This is a genomic window from Aquincola sp. J276 (genome assembly GCF_024700035.1).
Lineage (GTDB): Bacteria > Pseudomonadota > Gammaproteobacteria > Burkholderiales > Burkholderiaceae_C > Aquincola > Aquincola tertiaricarbonis.
This window is the reverse complement of sequence record NZ_JAJONC010000001.1, coordinates 158,630-174,873: the sequence shown is the minus strand read 5'-3', so window position 1 is coordinate 174,873 and position 16,244 is coordinate 158,630. Positions and strand designations below refer to the sequence as shown.

The window sequence follows — 16,244 nt, the reverse complement described above, 5'->3', positions numbered from 1 at the left end:
GGCCAGCCCAGGCCATGGGCCAACAAGCGGCGACGGCCTGGCATCGAGGGTGACTGGGGCGGGCAGGCAGGCACGGCAATCCTTCCAATGGGTGCGCGGGTTGCGCACTGGCCAGTTGGAGGCGATGCGGCAAAGCAGGTTCCTGCGCCGGGCATGGCCGAGGCCGCGCTACATACGACAACGCCACCCGGTGGGTGGCGTTGGTCGTAGATCCTGCGGCAAGGAATCTGGTGGGCGGTGCAGGGTTCGAACCTGCGACCCCTGCCGTGTGAAGGCAGTGCTCTACCGCTGAGCTAACCGCCCGGAAATCTGCGGCGTTTGTTGTTCTTCTCGTGTTCCGGCAAGCCTCGCAGTATGCCACAACTCAAGCGCTTGCCAACTGCCTCCACAAAGTTTTTCCGCCGCTGGCCTTGTCCAGCTCGCCCAGCAGCGCTTCATGGGCCGTCAGTTCCTCGGCGCTGGGCTCGAGCACCACCAGCTCGAACACCGAGAAGTCGATCGGCGCGGCCGCCAGCGCGCCGCTGCCTTCGCTGCCCACGTCGATCACCAGGCTTTCCTGGCCGCGCGTCATGCGGATGTAGACCTCGGCCAGCAGCCCGGCGTCCAGCAGCGCGCCGTGCAGCGTGCGGTTGCTGTTGTCCACCTCCAGCCGCTTGCACAGGCTGTCGAGCGAGTTGCTCTTGCCCGGGAACATGTCGCGGGCCATCAGCAGCGAATCGGTCACCCGGCCCACCTGCTGCGTGAAGCGCGGCCGGCCCAGCCGGCGCAGTTCCTCGTTGAGGAAGCCGACGTCGAAGGCCGCGTTGTGGATCACGATCTCGGCGCCGGCCAGGTACTCCATCAGCTCGTCGGCGATGGCCGAGAACAGCGGCTTGTCGGCCAGGAATTCGTCGGTCAGGCCGTGGATCTTGACGGCGTCTTCCGAGTTCTTGCGCTCGGGGTTCAGGTAGAAGTGCTTGTTGTGGCCGGTCAGCCGGCGGCTGACCATCTCCACGCAGCCGATCTCGATGATGCGGTCGCCGCTCTCGGGGCTGAGGCCGGTGGTTTCGGTGTCGAGGAAGATCTGTCTCATGCGTTCTTGCTCCTGCCGGCGCGCAGCCACAGCACGATGCCGGCGACGACCATCGGCACGCACAGCCACTGGCCCATGCTCATGTTCAAGGCCAGCAGCCCGAGGAAGCTGTCCGGCTCGCGGAAGTATTCGGCGATGAAGCGGAAGCTGCCGTAGCCGATGAGGAAGGCACCGGACACCCGGCCCGTGGCATGCGGCCGCCGTGCATACACCCACAGCAGGATGAACAGCAGTACGCCTTCCAGGCTGAACTGGTAGAGCTGCGACGGATGGCGCGGGATGTCAGTGCCCGACTGCGGGAACACCATCGCCCACGGCAGCGAGGGGTCGGCCGCGCGGCCCCACAGCTCGCCGTTGATGAAGTTGCCGATGCGCCCGGAGGCCAGCCCCAGCGGCACGCAGGGCGCGATCAGGTCCGTCACCTCGAAGAAGGGCCGCTTGCGCCGCCAGGCGAAGAAGGCCATGGCCACCAGCACGCCCAGCAGCCCGCCGTGGAAGGACATGCCGCCCTTCCACAGCATCAGCATCTCCAGCGGATGCTGCAGGTAGTAGCCCGGCTTGTAGAACAGCGAATAGCCCAGCCGGCCGCCGACGATCACGCCCACCACGCCGAAGAACAGCAGGTCCTCCACGTCGCGGCGCGTCCAGCCGAGTCGGGCGTACTGCAGCTGGCGGGTGCGCAGCGTGGCCAGCCACAGGAACAGGCCGAAGGCCACCAGGTAGGTCAGGCCGTACCAGTGGATGGCCAGCGGGCCGAGCTGCAGCGCGATCGGATCGAATTGCGGGTGGACGAGCATCCGGTTCAACTCCAGGGAAGGGGCGGCGATTGTCGCTGCGCCGGCGCATCGCCCATCACGTGGTCGACGAAGCGTTGCACCACGGGGGGCGCCGGCTCCGGCCACAGCAGGCTGGTCTGCGCTTGCAGCCGCACGCCCTGCACCGCCCGGTACACCACGCCAGGGCGCTGCAGCTGGCTCAGGCTTTGCGGCACCCAGGCCAAGCCCATGCCGCCACTGACGAGGTTGACGATGGTCTGCATCTGGATCGCTTCCTGCGCGATGCGCGGCGTGAAGCCGGCGCCGCGGTAGGCCGCCACCACGGCATCGAACAACGAAGGCGTGATCTGTCGCGGAAAGATGACCAGCGGCTCGGCCGCCGCATCGGCGAAACGCAGCGTGCGCCGCGCCGCCAGCGGATGCGCGGCCGGCAGCACCAGCTGCATCGGCTCGGTGAGCACCGTGCGGGCGCCGAAGCCGGGCGGCGCGGCATCGGGCGCATGCAGCACGAAGCCGGCGTCGATCTCCTCGGCAGCGAAGGCGGCCAGCTGCACGTCGAGCGTGGCCTCGCGCAGCTGCACGTCCACCTCCGGATGCGCCTGGCGAAAGCCGCGCAGCCACTCGGGCAACGGGCCGTAGGCGATGCTGGACACGAAGGCCAGCCGCAGCAGGCCGGAGCGACCGGCCGCGGCAGCGCGCACCACGGCCGGCAGCGCATCGGCCGCGCGCAGCAGGCGCCGCGCCTGGTCGAGCAGGGCCTCGCCCGCCGGCGTCAAGGCCACCGAGCGCTTGGTGCGCAGGAACAGGGCCACCTCCAGCTCCCGCTCCAACGCCTGCACCGCCTGCGTCAGCGGCGGCTGCGTCATGTGCAGGCGGCGTGCGGCGCGGCCGAAGTGCAGCTCCTCGGCCACGGCCACGAACTGGCGCAGCGGGCGCAGGTCGATCAAGTTCGATTCCCCCGGTGAATCAATCGCAGGCGACAAATATATTGGACGCTTGCAAAGCCGCTGCGGATACTGCGCGACCCCGCCTTCCGCCAGGAGACACACCGATGAGCTTCAACCGCCGCTCCAAGAACATCACCGAAGGCGTCGCACGCGCGCCCAACCGCTCGATGTACTACGCCCTCGGCTACCAGGAGAGCGACTTCTCCAAGCCGATGATCGGCGTGGCCAACGGGCACTCCACGATCACGCCCTGCAACTCGGGCCTGCAGCGCCTGGCCGATGCGGCGGTGGAAGGCCTGAAGGCGGCGGGCGCCAATCCGCAGATCTTCGGCACGCCCACCATCAGCGACGGCATGGCCATGGGCACCGAGGGCATGAAGTACAGCCTCGTCAGCCGCGAGGTGATCTCCGACTGCGTGGAGACCTGCGTCGGCGGCCAGTGGATGGACGGCGTGCTGGTGATCGGCGGCTGCGACAAGAACATGCCCGGCGGCATGATGGGCATGCTGCGCGCCAACGTGCCGGCCATCTACGTGTACGGCGGCACCATCCTGCCGGGCCGTTACAAGGGGCAGGACCTCAACATCGTCAGCGTGTTCGAGGCGGTGGGCCAGTTCAGCGCCGGCAAGATGGCCGAGGAAGACTTCTGCGAGATCGAGAAGCGCGCCATCCCGGGCAGCGGCTCCTGCGGCGGCATGTACACGGCCAACACGATGAGCTCCTCCTTCGAGGCCCTGGGCATGAGCCTGCCGTACGCCAGCACCCAGGCCAACGTGCAGGACGAGATCGTCGAGACCACGCGCCGTGCCGCGGCCACGCTGGTGGAAGCGGTGAAGAAGGACCTGAAGCCGCGCGACATCGTCACCAAGCAGGCCATCGAGAACGCGGTGGCGGTCATCATGGCCACCGGCGGCTCCACCAACGCGGTGCTGCACTTCCTGGCCATCGCCCATGCGGCCGAGGTGGACTGGACGATCGACGACTTCGAGCGCGTGCGCCGCAAGGTGCCGGTGCTGTGCGACCTCAAGCCCAGCGGCCAGTACCTGGCGATCGACCTGCACCATGCCGGCGGCATCCCGCAGGTGATGAAGGAACTGCTGGACCACGGCCTGCTGCACGGCGACTGCATGACCATCACCGGCAAGACCGTGGCCGAGAACCTGGCCGACGTGCCGGCGCTGACGGCCGACAACAAGGTGATCCGGCAGGTGAGCAATCCGCTGTACAGCGAAGGCCACCTCGCCATCCTCAAGGGCAACCTGTCGCCCGAGGGCTGCGTGGCCAAGATCACCGGCCTGAAGAACCCGGTGATCACCGGCCCGGCCCGCGTGTTCGACGACGAGCAGTCGGCGCTGGCCGCCATCATGGCCAACCAGATCGTCGCGGGCGACGTAATGGTGCTGCGCTACCTGGGCCCCAAGGGCGGCCCGGGCATGCCGGAGATGCTGGCGCCCACCGGCGCGCTGATCGGCCAGGGCCTGGGCGAAAGCGTGGGCCTGATCACCGACGGCCGCTTTTCGGGCGGCACCTGGGGCATGGTGGTGGGCCACGTGGCGCCCGAGGCCTATGAAGGCGGCACCATCGCGTTGGTGAAAGAAGGCGACTCCATCACCATCGACGCCCATGCGCTGAAGCTCGAGCTGAACGTGCCGGCCGACGAACTGGCGCGCCGCCGCGCCGCCTGGAAGCAGCCGGCACCGCGCTACACCCGCGGCGTGCTGGCCAAGTTCGCGAAGAACGCCGCCAGCGCCAGCCACGGCGCGGTGCTGGACCGCTTCGAGTAAGCAGCGTGAACCGCCGGGCGCAAGCCCGGCGCGGTGCTTCTGCGCGGCTTGCGCCGCGTGTCCAGGCCGAGGTCTTCGAGCTGCCGCTGGCGCCGGGTCTGCTTCTTCTGCTCCATGCGGTCCATGGCCTTGCGCTGGGTGTAGCCGAACTTGTCGGCCCAGGCCCACCACAGTGCAGCAGCGGCAAACGGGCTCAGCACCCACCACCAGGACAGCGTGGCCACGGGCCCCAACTCGGCCAGCTTCAGGCCGATGAGCAGCACGCCCAGCGCGATGAACCACATCGTTACCGCTCCTTGCCGTCAACGCGGCGCCCTAGAATCCCGTTCGAGTCAATGTACCGCACGACCACAGCCATCGCCTGTCGAAAGGAACCCATGAACGCTCGCATCTCCGCCCTGTTCGCCGCCGCCCTTGTGGTGGGCGCGGTGTCTCCCGCCTTTGCCAGCGCGGAGCTGGCGCAGAAGAAGAACTGCATGGCCTGCCATGCCACCGACAAGAAGCTGGTGGGCCCCGCGTACAAGGACGTGGCCGCCAAGTACGCCGGCGACAAGAAGGCCGTGGACGCCCTGGCCACCAAGATCCAGAAGGGTGGCGCCGGGGTGTGGGGCGCGGTGCCGATGCCCGCCAATCCGCAGGTCAATGAAGCCGAGGCCAAGCAGCTGGCCACCTGGGTGCTGTCGGTCAAGTAAGCCGGCCGCATCACTCAGGCATGCACAAGGGCCCTGTCGGGCCCTTTTTGCTTTCCGCCCACCGTGTCGAAAGGAAACACCATGAAGCGTCGCGACGTTCTCAGTGCACTGGCCGGCGCCGCCGTGCTGCCAGCCGCGTGGGCCAAGGCCGGCATGCCGTCGGTGCAGGTGTTCAAGGACCCGAACTGCGGCTGCTGCGGCGCCTGGGTGCAGCACCTGGAGAAGGCCGGCTTCCAGGTGAAGGTGACGGAAGTGACCGATACCGCGGCCGCGCGCAGCAGGCTGGGCATGCCGTCGAAGTTCGGCGGCTGCCACAGCGCGACGGTGGAAGGCTACGTGATCGAAGGCCATGTGCCCGCGGCCGAGATCCAGCAGCTGCTGCTCAAGCGCCCGGCCGCGCTGGGCCTGGCGGTGCCGGGCATGCCGGTGGGATCGCCCGGCATGGAGATGGGACCGCGGGTGGATCCCTACGACGTGCTGCTGATCGACCGGCAGGGCGGCGCGAAGGTGTTCGCGCGCTACCCGAAGAAGTCCGTGTAGCGCGCTGCCTCGGCTCAGTTCGTCTCCGACAACTGATCCAGGATCGCCGGGTTGTGGTGCCCGCCCACATCGCTTCGCGATATGAGCAGGCCCCGGAACCCGGCCCGCGCCTGTCGGCGCTGCGGCGCTGGCGCGCCGCCCCGGCTCAGTTCGTCTCCGACAACTGATCCAGGATCGCCGGGTTCTCCAGGGTCGAAGTGTCCTGGGTGATGGCTTCGCCCTTGGCGATGGAGCGCAGCAGGCGGCGCATGATCTTGCCGCTGCGGGTCTTGGGCAGGTTGTCGCCGAAGCGGATGTCCTTGGGCTTGGCGATCGGGCCGATCTCGCGGCCCACCCAGTTGCGCAACTCGGCGGCGATCTTCTTCGCCTCCTCGCCCGTGGGGCGCGGCCGCTTGAGCACCACGAAGGCGCAGATGGCCTCGCCGGTGGTGTCGTCGGGGCGGCCCACCACCGCGGCTTCAGCCACCAGCTCGGTGCAGCTCACCAGGGCCGATTCGATCTCCATGGTGCCCATGCGATGGCCCGACACGTTCAGCACGTCGTCGATGCGGCCGGTGATGGTGAAGTAGCCGGTGTGGGCGTCGCGGATGGCGCCGTCGCCGGCCAGGTAGTAGCCCTTGAGCTCCGGCGGGTAGTAGCTCTTCTTGAAGCGCTCGGGGTCGCCCCAGATCGTGCGGATCATGCTGGGCCACGGCTTCTTCACCACCAGGATGCCGCCCTGCCCGTTGGGCACGTCGTTGCCGGTCTCGTCGACGATGGCCGCGGTGATGCCCGGGAACGGCAGCGTGCAGGAACCCGGCACCAGCGGCGTGGCGCCCGGCAGCGGCGTGATCATGTGGCCGCCGGTCTCGGTCTGCCAGAAGGTGTCCACGATCGGGCAGCGGCCGCCGCCGATGTTCGCGTGGTACCACTCCCAGGCCGCCGGGTTGATCGGCTCGCCCACCGAGCCCAGGATGCGCAGGCTGCTCAGGTCGTAGCGCCTGGGGTGCACCGCCTCGTTGCCCTCGGCCGCCTTGATCAGGCTGCGGATGGCCGTGGGCGCGGTGTAGAAGATGGTGACCTTGTGGTCCTGGATCATCTTCCAGAAGCGGCCGGCGTCGGGGTAGGTGGGCACGCCCTCGAACACCACCTCCGTGCCGCCGAGCGCCAGCGGGCCGTAGGTGATGTAGCTGTGGCCGGTCACCCAGCCGATGTCGGCGGTGCACCAGAAGATGTCGTCGTCCTTCAGGTCGAAGGTCCACTTCGTGGTGAGCGCCGCATGCAGCAGGTAGCCGCCGGTGGAGTGCTGCACGCCCTTGGGCTTGCCGGTGGAGCCGGAGGTGTAGAGCAGGAACAGCGGATGCTCGGCCTCGACCCATTCGGGCTCGCAGGCATCGGCCTGCTGCGCGGTGAGCTCATGCATCCACAGGTCGCGGCCGGCGGTCATCGGCAGCTCGGCGCCGGTGCGGCGCACCACCAGCACGTTCTTCACGCTGTCGCAGCCGCCGAGCGCCAGCGCCTCGTCGACGATGGCCTTCAGCGGCAGGTGCTTGCCGCCGCGCACCTGCTGGTCGGCGGTGATGACGGCCACCGCGCCGGTGTCCTCGATGCGGTCGCGCAGGCTTTGCGCCGAGAAGCCGCCGAACACCACCGAATGCGTGGCGCCGATGCGTGCGCAGGCCTGCATCGCGGCCACGCCGTCCACCGACATCGAGATGTAGATGACGACGCGGTCGCCCTTCTTCACGCCCAGGCTCTTCAGGCCGTTGGCGATGCGGCAGGTGCGGGACAGCAGCTCCTTGTAGCTGGTGCGCGTGACCTCGCCGCCATCGGCCTCGAAGATCAGCGCGGTCTTGTCGCCCTTGCCGGCCTCGATGTGGCGGTCCAGGCAGTTGTAGGAGGCATTGAGGGTGCCGTCCTGGAACCACTTGAAGAACGGCGCATTGGCGTCGTCCAGCGCCTGGGTGAAGGGCTGCTTCCAGGTGATGAATTCGCGCGCCAGACGCGCCCAGTAGGCCGCATGGTCGGCCTCGGCCTCGTCGACGAGGCGCTGGTAGGCCGCCATGCCCGACACATGCGCGCCTTCGCGCGCAGCGGCGCTGGGCTCGTACAGCTTGGATTCCTGGTTTTCACTCATCGTTTGTCTCCGTAGTGCGTCTCGACCGCTTCGGGCGCACTGTGGCCGCTGCGCCTGACGAACGGCTTACTCTAAGCGCGGCGCCGCCGTCCTGGAATGCCCGGGCTTGCGCCGGATCAAGCCGGCGGGGCGCCGCATAAACTCCCGCCTTCGTTACACATCGCCTGCCCGCATTCCCCCATGGCCCAGTTGCCCGATCCGACCGCCGTTCGCATGCGTCCGCTGCCGAACCTGATCTTCGCCAGCCGCTGGCTGCAGCTGCCGCTGTACCTGGGCCTGATCCTGGCGCAGTGCGTCTACGTGTTCCACTTCTGGGTGGAGCTGGTGCACCTGATCGAAGCCGTGTTCGGCGACCGGGCCGCGCTGGACAAGCTCATCTCCAGCATCGGCTACAAGACCGACGTGCCCGTCACCTCGCTGAACGAGACGGTGATCATGCTGGTGGTGCTGGCTTTGATCGACGTGGTGATGATCTCCAACCTGCTCATCATGGTGATCGTCGGCGGCTACGAGACCTTCGTGTCGCGCCTGCGGCTGGAGGGCCACCCCGACCAGCCCGAATGGCTGAACCACGTCAACGCCTCGGTGCTGAAGGTGAAGCTGGCCACCGCCATCATCGGCATCAGCTCCATCCACCTCTTGAAGACCTTCATCAACGCCGCCAACTACACCGACAAGGTGTTGATGTGGCAGACCATCATCCACATCGCCTTCCTGTTCTCGGCGCTGGCCATCGCGCTGGCCGACCGGATCATGACCCCCTCCCACGCACCGCGCGATCACTGAAGGCCGCTTCGGCACCATCCACCATGCGCTGGCTTCCCACGCGAGAAGACATCCTGCAGTCCCGCTGGCTGCAGCCGGTGGCCCACCACCTGCACGATGACCGGCTGTGGCACCTGGAGCGTGGCTGCGTGGCCCGCGCCGTGGCCATCGGGCTGTTCTTCGGCCTGCTGCTGCCCTTCGCGCAGTTCCTGGCGGCGGCAGTGTTCGCCGTCTGGCTGCGGGCCCACCTGGGGGTGGCCGCCGGCGCCACCTTCGTGACCAATCCGCTCACCTTCGCGCCCCTGTACTGGCTGGCGCACCGCATCGGGCAGGCGGTGCTGGGCGCGCCGGACGACGAAGCCGCGGCCGACGCCGTCAGCCGCCAGGTGGAGGCCGCGGCCGCCCACCAGGGCTGGCTGGCCGCCGCCTGGGACACCGTGCAGGGCGCCGGCGCCCCACTGGTCGTCGGCCTCGCGGTCATGGCGGTGGCCGCCTCGGTGCTGGGCTTCCTGGCGGTGTGGTTCCTCTGGCGCCCACGCCGCCCCGCCGCCTGACCATCGCCGCCTAACGCCCGTACAGCACCTGCGGCAGCCACAACCCGATCGCCGGGAACTGGTACAGCAGGATGATGGCCAGCACCTGGATGCCCATGAACGGGATCATCCCGGAGAAGATCTGGTTCAGCGTCACATGCTTGGGCGCCACGCCCTTGAGGTAGAAGGCCGACATCGCCACCGGCGGGCTCAGGAAGGCGGTCTGCAGGTTCAGCGCCACGAGCAGGCCGAAGAACAGCGGATCGACGCCAAAGTTGTCCAGCAGCGGCACGAAGATCGGCATGAAGATCACGATGATCTCGGTCCATTCCAGCGGCCAGCCCAGTACGAAGATGATGACCTGGCTGAGCACCAGGAACTGGGTCTTGGTGAGGTTCATGCCCAGCACCCACTGCTCCACCAGTTCCTGCCCCCCCAGCAGCGCGAAGGCCGCCGAGAAGATGGCCGAGCCGACGAACAGCCAGCACACCATGGCCGAGGTCTTGGCGGTGAGGAAGACCGACTCCTTGATCACCGTCATGTTCAGCCGGCCGTAGGCCGCCGCCAGCAGCATGCCGCCGAAGGCGCCCACCGCGGCCGCCTCGGTGGGCGTGGCCAGGCCCATCACGATGGAGCCCAGCACCGCCAGGATCAGCACCATGAGCGGGAAGAAGCTGGCCAGCAGCATCTTGAAGATTTCCAGCCGCGCGAAGCTCAGCAGCGCATAGAACACCAGCATCGCCACGCTGGCGATGGCCAGGGTGACCCAGAAGCTGGTGGGCGCGGGCCGGGTGGTGGCCTCGGCCGCCGCATCGGGCGGCGCGGCGCCGCCGACGGCGGACGCCTCGGGCGGCGCCGGCAGCGGCGGCGCGGAGGCCACGGCCGCCGCTTCGGGCGAGGTCGGCTCGGCCAAGCCGCCTTCGGACGGCGGCTCCGCCAGCCCGCCTTCGCTGGGCGGCTCAGCCAGCCCGCCCTCGCTCGGCGGCTCGGCCAGGCCGCCTTCGCTGGACGAGCTGCCGTCGCCCGCGCCGATCTGCTGCAGCCCGTTGTCGGCTTCGGCCGGTGCCACCCGCGTGACGGCCTGGTAGCTGCTGATGGCCACCACCGCGAACAGCACCGCCGGCATCAGCGCGACGAACAGCTGGCGCAGCAGGTAGCCGGCGGGCACGTCGGCATTGCGGCGGCCCTTGAGGGCACCGACCAGCGCCGGCAGCGCATGCATGCCGCCGCGGGCGCCCAGGGCCACCAGCGGCGCTGGCAGCGGCACCACCCGGTCGGCGGCCGACAGCGGCGGCGCCAGGCTGGGCTTGATCTTGGCCAGGATGATCACGTAAAGGATGTACAGCCCCGCCAGCATGATGCCGGGCAGCAGCGCGCCGGCATACAGCTGCACCACCGACACGCCGGCGGTGGCGCCATAGACGATGAGCAGCACCGAAGGCGGAATGAGGATGCCCAGGCAGCCGCCGGCCGTGATGGCGCCGGCCGACATCGGCACGCTGTAGCCGGCCCGCAGCATCTGCGGCAGCGCCAGCAGCCCCATCAGCGTGACCACCGCGCCGACGATGCCGGTGGCGGTGGCGAACACCGCGCAGGTGACCAGCGTGGCCACCGCCAGCGAACCCGGCACGCGGGCCAGCGACAGGTGCAGGCTCTTGAACAGCTTCTCGATCAGGTTGGCCCGCTCCACCAGGTAGCCCATGAAGACGAACAGCGGGATCGAGATCAGCACGTCGTTGGCCATGGTCTTGTAGGCCGCCTGCACCATCAGGTCCAGCGTGCGGTTGGCGTCCCGCTCGTAGGCCAGCCAGGTGAACAGCATGCCCATGCCCATCAGCGTGAACGCCGTGGGAAAGCCCAGCATGATCGCCACCACCACCAGCGCCAGCATCACCAGCCCTATGTGGCCGTTGGTGATGGTGGGCACGCTGACCAGCATGCCCAGCACCAGCACCACGATGATGGCCATCAGGCCGAAGCCGAACCAGAGCTCCTTGCGCAGCTTCATGCGCGGCTCCCGGCATTGCGGTCATGCGCGCGGCCGGCGGCCTCCACGTCGTCGTCGCTCACGTGCACCATCTCCTTCAGCTTGTCCACGTCCACCTCTTCCACATCGTGTTCCCGTGTCGGCCAGGCGCCGGTGCGCAGGCAGATCACGCAGCGGGCGATCTCCACCAGCCCCTGCAGCAGCAGCACCGCGCCGGCCAGCGGTATGACGAACTTGAACGGGTACAGCGGCAGCGCATCGGCCGAGAAGGTCTGCTCGCGGATGGCCAGCGACTCCTGCGCGAAGGTCCAGCCGGCCCAGGTGAGCGCGACGATGCCGGGCAGGAAGAACAGGATGTAGAGCACCAGGTCGATGGTGGCCTGGGTGCGCGGCTGGAAGAAGCCGTAGAGCACATCGCCGCGCACATGGCCGTTCTTGCTCAGCGTGTAGGCGCCGGCGGTCATGAACAGGGTGCCGTACAGCATGATCTGCGCATCCAGCACCCAGGCATGCGGCTTGTTCAGCGCATAGCGGGAGAACACCTCCCAGGTGATCAGCAGCATCAGCATGACCACCGTCCACGCGAACGCCTTGCCCACGAAAGTGGAGAAGCGGTCCACCGCCCACAAGCTCTTCTGCATCACGACTCCGGCAAACAGACAAAGGGCGCCGGCAAGCGGCGCCCCGGTGGTTCCTGACGCGGGTCAGGTCTTTCTGCCGCGGCCGAAGTAGTGGTTGAAGGCCATCTTGAAGTCGACCGTGTAGTCGTTGTGCCACTGGCCGGCGCGCTGCGCAAAGGCACGCTGCGAATCCAGCACCTTCTTGAACATCGGGTTCTCGCCGGCCTTCTTCTCCACCGTCTTGTCCCACGAGGCCAGCTGCGCGCGCAGCACGGCATCGGGCGTCTTGTAGAACTTGATGCCCTGCTGCTTGAGCGCCTCGTAGTCCTTGGAGTTGCGCTCCACGGCCTTCCAGCTCATGTCGGCGCTGGAGGCCTGCACCGCATAGTCGATGATGGCCTTCAGCTCGGGCGCCAGGCCCTCGAGCTTGCCCTTGTTGAACAGGATCTCGAACTGCTCGCCGCTCTGGTGGAAGCTCTGCAGCATGCAGTTCTTGGCCACGTCGGGGAAGCCCAGCACGCGGTCGCTGGAGGCGTTGTTGAACTCGGCCGCATCGATCAGGCCGCGGTCCAGCGCGGGCACGATCTCGCCGCCCGGCAGCGGGTTCACGGCCGTGCCCATGTCGGTGAACACGTCCACCGCCAGGCCCACGGTGCGGAACTTCAGGCCCTTCATGTCCTCCACCTTGGCCACCGGCTTCTTGAACCAGCCCAGCGGCTGCACCGGCATCGGGCCGTACAGGTACGAGACAACGTCCAGGTTCAGGCTCTTGTAGATCTCGTCCACCAGCGCCTTGCCGCCGCCGTAGTAGTGCCAGGCCAGCACCATGTTGGCGTCCATGCCGAAGCCCGGGCCCGAGCCCCACAGCGCCAGCGCGGAGTTCTTGCCGTACCAGTAGGCGATGACGCCGTGGCCGCCATCCAGCGTGCCCTTGCTCACCGCGTCCAGCAGCTGGAAGGCCGGCACCACCGAGCCGGCGGGCAGCACCTCGATCTTCAGGCGGCTGCCGGCCATGTCGTTCACCTTCTTGGCGAAGTCCTGGGCGTACTCATGGAAGATGTCCTTGGCCGGCCAGGTGCTCTGGAAGCGCAGCGTGGTGGTCTGCGCCTGGCTCACCGCCGGCGCTGCCAGGGCCCCGACGGCTGCACTGCCTGCAGCGGCGTTCTTGAGGAAGCGGCGGCGCGGTGCCGGAGCCGGGGCTTTCTGGGTCATTGCGATGTCTCCTGAACTTCAACGGACGATGCGGAGTTCGACTATCGAAGCTAGGCATTGACACCGGCAACTGGAGGTAACCCGCGACCGCGGGTAATTGCGCCGCGCAGATCAGTGGTGGTCGAGGTCTTGGGGCACCGGCGCGGTGGAAGCCAGCCGCAGGTGCAACGCGGCCATGGCCATCATCTGCGCCGACACCGGCGCGGTGATGAAGATGAAGAGCGTGATCAGCAGCTCCCGCAGGAACCATTCGCCCTGCCCCGCATGCCACAGCATGCTGGCCAGCAGCACGCCGCCCACGCCCAGCGTGCTGGCCTTGGTGGGCGCATGCAGCCGCATGTAGAAGTCGCGGAAGCGCACCAGGCCGATGGCCCCCACCAGCAGGAACAGCGCCCCCACCACGAGCAGCGCGGCGATGGCGCCTTCCAGCAAGGGGTTCAGGACGATCGATTCGGTATTGCCCATGTCGGTGCGCCTCTCACTCGATGACGTCGCCACGCGCGACGAAGCGGGCCATGGCCACGGTGCTGACGAAGCCCAGCAGCGCGATCAGCAGCGCGGCCTCGAACAGCAGGTCGCTGCGCAGCTGCAGGCCCAGCAGGATCACCAGCGCCACGGTGTTGACGTAGAGCGTGTCCACCGCCAGCACGCGGTCGGTGGGCGTGGGGCCGGCCAGCAGCCGCCAGGCGGTCAGCGCCATCGCCACCACCACGGCGCCCAGCGCGAAGTTCAGGGCCCAGGCCATCATTCGAAGATCTCCTTCAGCGGTGCTTCGTAACGCGCCTTGATGTCGGCCACCATGGCGTCGGCATCGGCGCAATCCAGCGCATGCACCAGGATCGCCCGGCGGGTGCCGTCATCGTCCTCGCGCCCGCCCTCGCCTTCGATGACGCAGGACACGGTGCCCGGCGTGGTGGTGATGATGGCCGCCAGCAGCACCGTGCCGGTGGGATGCCGGATGTCCAGCGGCACCCGCAGCCAGGCCGGCTGCGGCCGCGAGGCCGGGTTCACCGCGATCCAGGCCACGGTGAGGTTGGCCAGCACGATGTCCCACAGCACCACGCCGGTGAGCCGGAAGGCGCGCTGCCAGGCATGCAGCCGGGTGCCGTGGCTGAGGAAGGGCGCGGCCAGCCAGGGCAGCAGCACGCCGAAGAGGGCCGCCCACAGCACGCCGGCCACGGTGACGCCGCCCTGCAGCAGCAGCCACACGCCCGCCAGCAGCAGCGACAGCACCGGATGCGCCAGCCAGCGGCGCGCCGGCGCGGTGCCCGAAACCCAGGGCTTGTTCATCGGGAACCTCCCGTGGTGCGGTAGGGCCGCACCGTCTGCGCGGACTCATTGCCCAGCACCGCGCGCGCATAGCCGGCGCGGTCGGACATCTGCAGCGCCGCGGCATCCACATAGCGCTTGACCGGCGACGCCCACACCACCAGGGCCAGCGTGGCCACGAAGAGCATGGCCATCGGCGCCAGCAGCCGCGGACTGGCACCGGCGGAAGCGAAGCCGCCTTCGGCCGGTTCATGGCGCACCGCCCAGAACAGGATGCTGCCGGCCCGCGCCAGCCCCACCAGCGTGAGGAAGCCCACGCCCAGCACCACGGCCCACACCCAGGGCGCGGCCGGACCCTGCGCGGCCTGCAGGATCATCACCTTGCCCAGGAAACCCGGCAGTGGCGGCAGGCCGGCGACGGAGGCCGCGCCCAGCAGCAGCAGCAGCCCCAGCAGCACCGGCTGGGCCACCGGCGTGGCCGGCTCCAGCGTGCCGCCGGCCGCGCCGCGCTGTGCCGCCACCAGTTCGGCCAGCAGGAACAGCCCCGCCACCACCAAAGTGCTGTGCACCAGGTAGAACAGCGCCGCGCTCCAGGCCGCGGTGCTGAACAGGCCGATGGCCGCCACGATGGTGCCCACCGAGGCCACGTTCAGCCAGCCCACCAGCCGCGCCAGCGTGGTGGAGGCCAGCGCACCCAGCACACCCAGCGCGCCGGTGGCCAGCGCCATCGGCAGCAGCCAGGGCTGCACCAGCAGTTGCGAATCGCCGGCGCCTTCGCCGAACACCACGCCGTGCACCCGCAGGATGGCGTACACGCCCACCTTGGTCATCAGCGCGAACAGGGCCGCGACGGGCGCGCTGCTGGCGGCATAGGTGTTGGGCAGCCACAGGTGGAGCGGCAGCAGCGCGGCCTTGAAGCCGAACACCACCAGCAGCAGCATCGCCCCGGCCTGCAGCAGCGCCGCCTCCGGCGCCGGCACCTGCGGCACGCGCAGCGCCAGGTCGGCCAGGTTCAGCGTGCCGGTGAAGGCATAGACCAGCGCCATGCCCACCAGGAACAGCGCCGAGGCCGCCAGGTTGAGCACCACGTAGGGCACGCCGAAGCGCAGCCGCTCCCGGCCCTGGCCATGCACCATCAGCACGTAGGAGGCGATCAGCAGCACCTCGAAGAACACGAACAGGTTGAACAGGTCGCCGGTGACGAAGGCGCCCGACAGGCCCATCAGCTGGAACTGGAACAGCGCATGGAAGTGCCGGCCGTGGGCATCCCAGCCGCCGCTTGCATAGACAAGCGCCGGCAGCGCCACCAGGCCCACCAGCACCAGCATCAGCGCCGAGAGCCGGTCGATCACCAGCGCGATGCCGAAGGGCGCCGGCCAGGCGCCCAGCCGGTACACCTGCAGCGTGCCGTCGGCCGCGCGCAGCGCCAGCGCGACCGCGATGGCCAGCCCGGCCAGCACCGACAGCAGCGACAGCCAGCGTGCGCGCCGCAGCACCCGGTTGCCATGGCCGCCGGCGCCGTCGCCCATGGCCAGCAGGGCCACGGCGGTGGCCATGGGCAGCAGCACCGGCAGCACCGGCAGGTGGTCGGTCCAGCTCGTCATCGCTGCGGCTCCTGGCCGTCCACGTGGTCGCTGCCGGAGGCATCGCGGCTGCGCAGCGCCATCTCGATGACGAAGCCCGTGGTGGCGAAGCCGATGACGATGGCGGTGAGCACCAGCGCCTGGGGCAGCGGGTCCACCATCGGCTGGCCCTCGCGCACGATGGGCGGCAGCCCCACCGCCAGCCGGCCCATGGCGAAGATGAACACGTTGACCGCATAGCCCAGCAGCGACAGGCCCAGCACCACCGGGAAGGTGCGGCCGCGCAGCATCAGGTACAGGCCGCAGGCCGTCACCCAGCCGATGCCGGTGGCCATCAAGGCTTCGATC

At 68.9% G+C, this 16,244-nt stretch carries 18 protein-coding genes and 1 tRNA gene; 5 read left to right on the top strand and 14 right to left on the bottom strand.

All coding sequences use genetic code 11. The annotated features are described in order from the left end of the window. Positions 1-228: 228 nt before the first annotated feature. The 4 genes from LRS14_RS00835 to LRS14_RS00820 all read right to left on the bottom strand — a co-directional run bounded on the left by LRS14_RS00835 (position 229) and on the right by LRS14_RS00820 (position 2,795). A tRNA-Val gene (locus LRS14_RS00835) sits at positions 229-303 on the bottom strand. Between the two features lie 61 nt (positions 304-364). Continuing rightward, on the bottom strand, positions 365-1,072 hold the full coding sequence (dnaQ, locus tag LRS14_RS00830; RefSeq protein ID WP_046114537.1) for a DNA polymerase III subunit epsilon: 708 nt from the start codon (positions 1,070-1,072) through the stop codon (positions 365-367). Beyond that, entirely contained in the window at positions 1,069-1,869 is an 801-nt protein-coding gene (gene lgt, locus LRS14_RS00825) for a prolipoprotein diacylglyceryl transferase (RefSeq protein ID WP_257798231.1), read from the bottom strand. Before lgt ends, dnaQ begins: the two co-directional genes overlap by 4 nt. A gap of 5 nt (positions 1,870-1,874) precedes the next feature. Then, the gene (locus tag LRS14_RS00820) at positions 1,875-2,795 is read right to left on the bottom strand and encodes a LysR family transcriptional regulator (protein ID WP_257798230.1); all 921 of its coding nucleotides are present in this window, start codon (positions 2,793-2,795) and stop codon (positions 1,875-1,877) included. Between the two features lie 104 nt (positions 2,796-2,899). On the opposite strand from LRS14_RS00820, the gene ilvD reads away from it, so the two are divergent. Next, positions 2,900-4,579, top strand: coding sequence for a dihydroxy-acid dehydratase (ilvD, locus tag LRS14_RS00815; protein ID WP_257798229.1), 1,680 nt, complete (start codon positions 2,900-2,902; stop codon positions 4,577-4,579). Here the strand turns inward: ilvD and LRS14_RS00810 are convergent. Continuing rightward, positions 4,498-4,863 carry a TIGR04438 family Trp-rich protein gene (locus tag LRS14_RS00810; RefSeq protein WP_404977515.1) on the bottom strand — a complete coding sequence of 122 codons (366 nt, stop codon included), beginning with the start codon at positions 4,861-4,863 and terminating at the stop codon, positions 4,498-4,500. The two genes, ilvD and LRS14_RS00810, sit on opposite strands and share 82 nt — an antisense overlap. A gap of 93 nt (positions 4,864-4,956) precedes the next feature. Here LRS14_RS00810 and LRS14_RS00805 point away from each other — a divergent pair, with 93 nt between their 5' ends. Further along, positions 4,957-5,271: a c-type cytochrome gene (locus LRS14_RS00805; protein ID WP_257798228.1), complete on the top strand. Its 315-nt coding sequence runs from the start codon at positions 4,957-4,959 to the stop codon at positions 5,269-5,271. A gap of 81 nt (positions 5,272-5,352) precedes the next feature. After that, positions 5,353-5,811, top strand: coding sequence for a DUF411 domain-containing protein (locus tag LRS14_RS00800; protein ID WP_046114543.1), 459 nt, complete (start codon positions 5,353-5,355; stop codon positions 5,809-5,811). Positions 5,812-5,956: 145 nt separating this feature from the next. On the opposite strand, the gene acs is transcribed toward LRS14_RS00800, so the two are convergent. After that, positions 5,957-7,927, bottom strand: a complete 1,971-nt coding sequence (gene acs / locus LRS14_RS00795) for an acetate--CoA ligase (protein WP_257798227.1) — start codon at positions 7,925-7,927, stop codon at positions 5,957-5,959. Between the two features lie 213 nt (positions 7,928-8,140). Between acs and LRS14_RS00790 the strand changes: the two genes are divergently transcribed. Further along, positions 8,141-8,713, top strand: coding sequence for a TIGR00645 family protein (locus tag LRS14_RS00790; protein ID WP_157039651.1), 573 nt, complete (start codon positions 8,141-8,143; stop codon positions 8,711-8,713). A 23-nt stretch (positions 8,714-8,736) separates the two neighbouring features. After that, on the top strand, positions 8,737-9,246 hold the full coding sequence (locus LRS14_RS00785; protein WP_046114546.1) for a DUF2062 domain-containing protein: 510 nt from the start codon (positions 8,737-8,739) through the stop codon (positions 9,244-9,246). 10 nt (positions 9,247-9,256) lie between these two features. On the opposite strand, the gene LRS14_RS00780 is transcribed toward LRS14_RS00785, so the two are convergent. The 8 genes from LRS14_RS00780 to LRS14_RS00745 form a co-directional block, all read right to left on the bottom strand. Beyond that, positions 9,257-11,233 carry a TRAP transporter large permease subunit gene (locus tag LRS14_RS00780; RefSeq protein WP_257798226.1) on the bottom strand — a complete coding sequence of 659 codons (1,977 nt, stop codon included), beginning with the start codon at positions 11,231-11,233 and terminating at the stop codon, positions 9,257-9,259. Continuing rightward, complete coding sequence (locus LRS14_RS00775; RefSeq protein WP_046114548.1) at positions 11,230-11,853, bottom strand: TRAP transporter small permease subunit; 624 nt, start codon at positions 11,851-11,853, stop codon at positions 11,230-11,232. The genes LRS14_RS00780 and LRS14_RS00775 overlap by 4 nt, the downstream gene beginning before the upstream one ends. A gap of 63 nt (positions 11,854-11,916) precedes the next feature. Continuing rightward, on the bottom strand, positions 11,917-13,044 hold the full coding sequence (locus LRS14_RS00770) for a TRAP transporter substrate-binding protein (RefSeq protein ID WP_046114549.1): 1,128 nt from the start codon (positions 13,042-13,044) through the stop codon (positions 11,917-11,919). Positions 13,045-13,155: 111 nt separating this feature from the next. Continuing rightward, complete coding sequence (locus LRS14_RS00765; protein ID WP_046114550.1) at positions 13,156-13,509, bottom strand: Na+/H+ antiporter subunit G; 354 nt, start codon at positions 13,507-13,509, stop codon at positions 13,156-13,158. A 13-nt stretch (positions 13,510-13,522) separates the two neighbouring features. Then, positions 13,523-13,792, bottom strand: coding sequence for a K+/H+ antiporter subunit F (locus tag LRS14_RS00760; RefSeq protein WP_046114551.1), 270 nt, complete (start codon positions 13,790-13,792; stop codon positions 13,523-13,525). Further along, on the bottom strand, positions 13,789-14,334 hold the full coding sequence (locus tag LRS14_RS00755; protein WP_046114552.1) for a Na+/H+ antiporter subunit E: 546 nt from the start codon (positions 14,332-14,334) through the stop codon (positions 13,789-13,791). Before LRS14_RS00755 ends, LRS14_RS00760 begins: the two co-directional genes overlap by 4 nt. After that, positions 14,331-15,917 carry a monovalent cation/H+ antiporter subunit D gene (locus LRS14_RS00750; protein ID WP_257798225.1) on the bottom strand — a complete coding sequence of 529 codons (1,587 nt, stop codon included), beginning with the start codon at positions 15,915-15,917 and terminating at the stop codon, positions 14,331-14,333. Before LRS14_RS00750 ends, LRS14_RS00755 begins: the two co-directional genes overlap by 4 nt. Then, positions 15,914-16,243 (bottom strand): Na+/H+ antiporter subunit C, encoded by a 330-nt coding sequence (locus LRS14_RS00745; protein WP_375136408.1) that lies wholly within the window; start codon positions 16,241-16,243, stop codon positions 15,914-15,916. The genes LRS14_RS00750 and LRS14_RS00745 overlap by 4 nt, the downstream gene beginning before the upstream one ends. Between the last annotated feature and the right edge of the window lies 1 nt (position 16,244).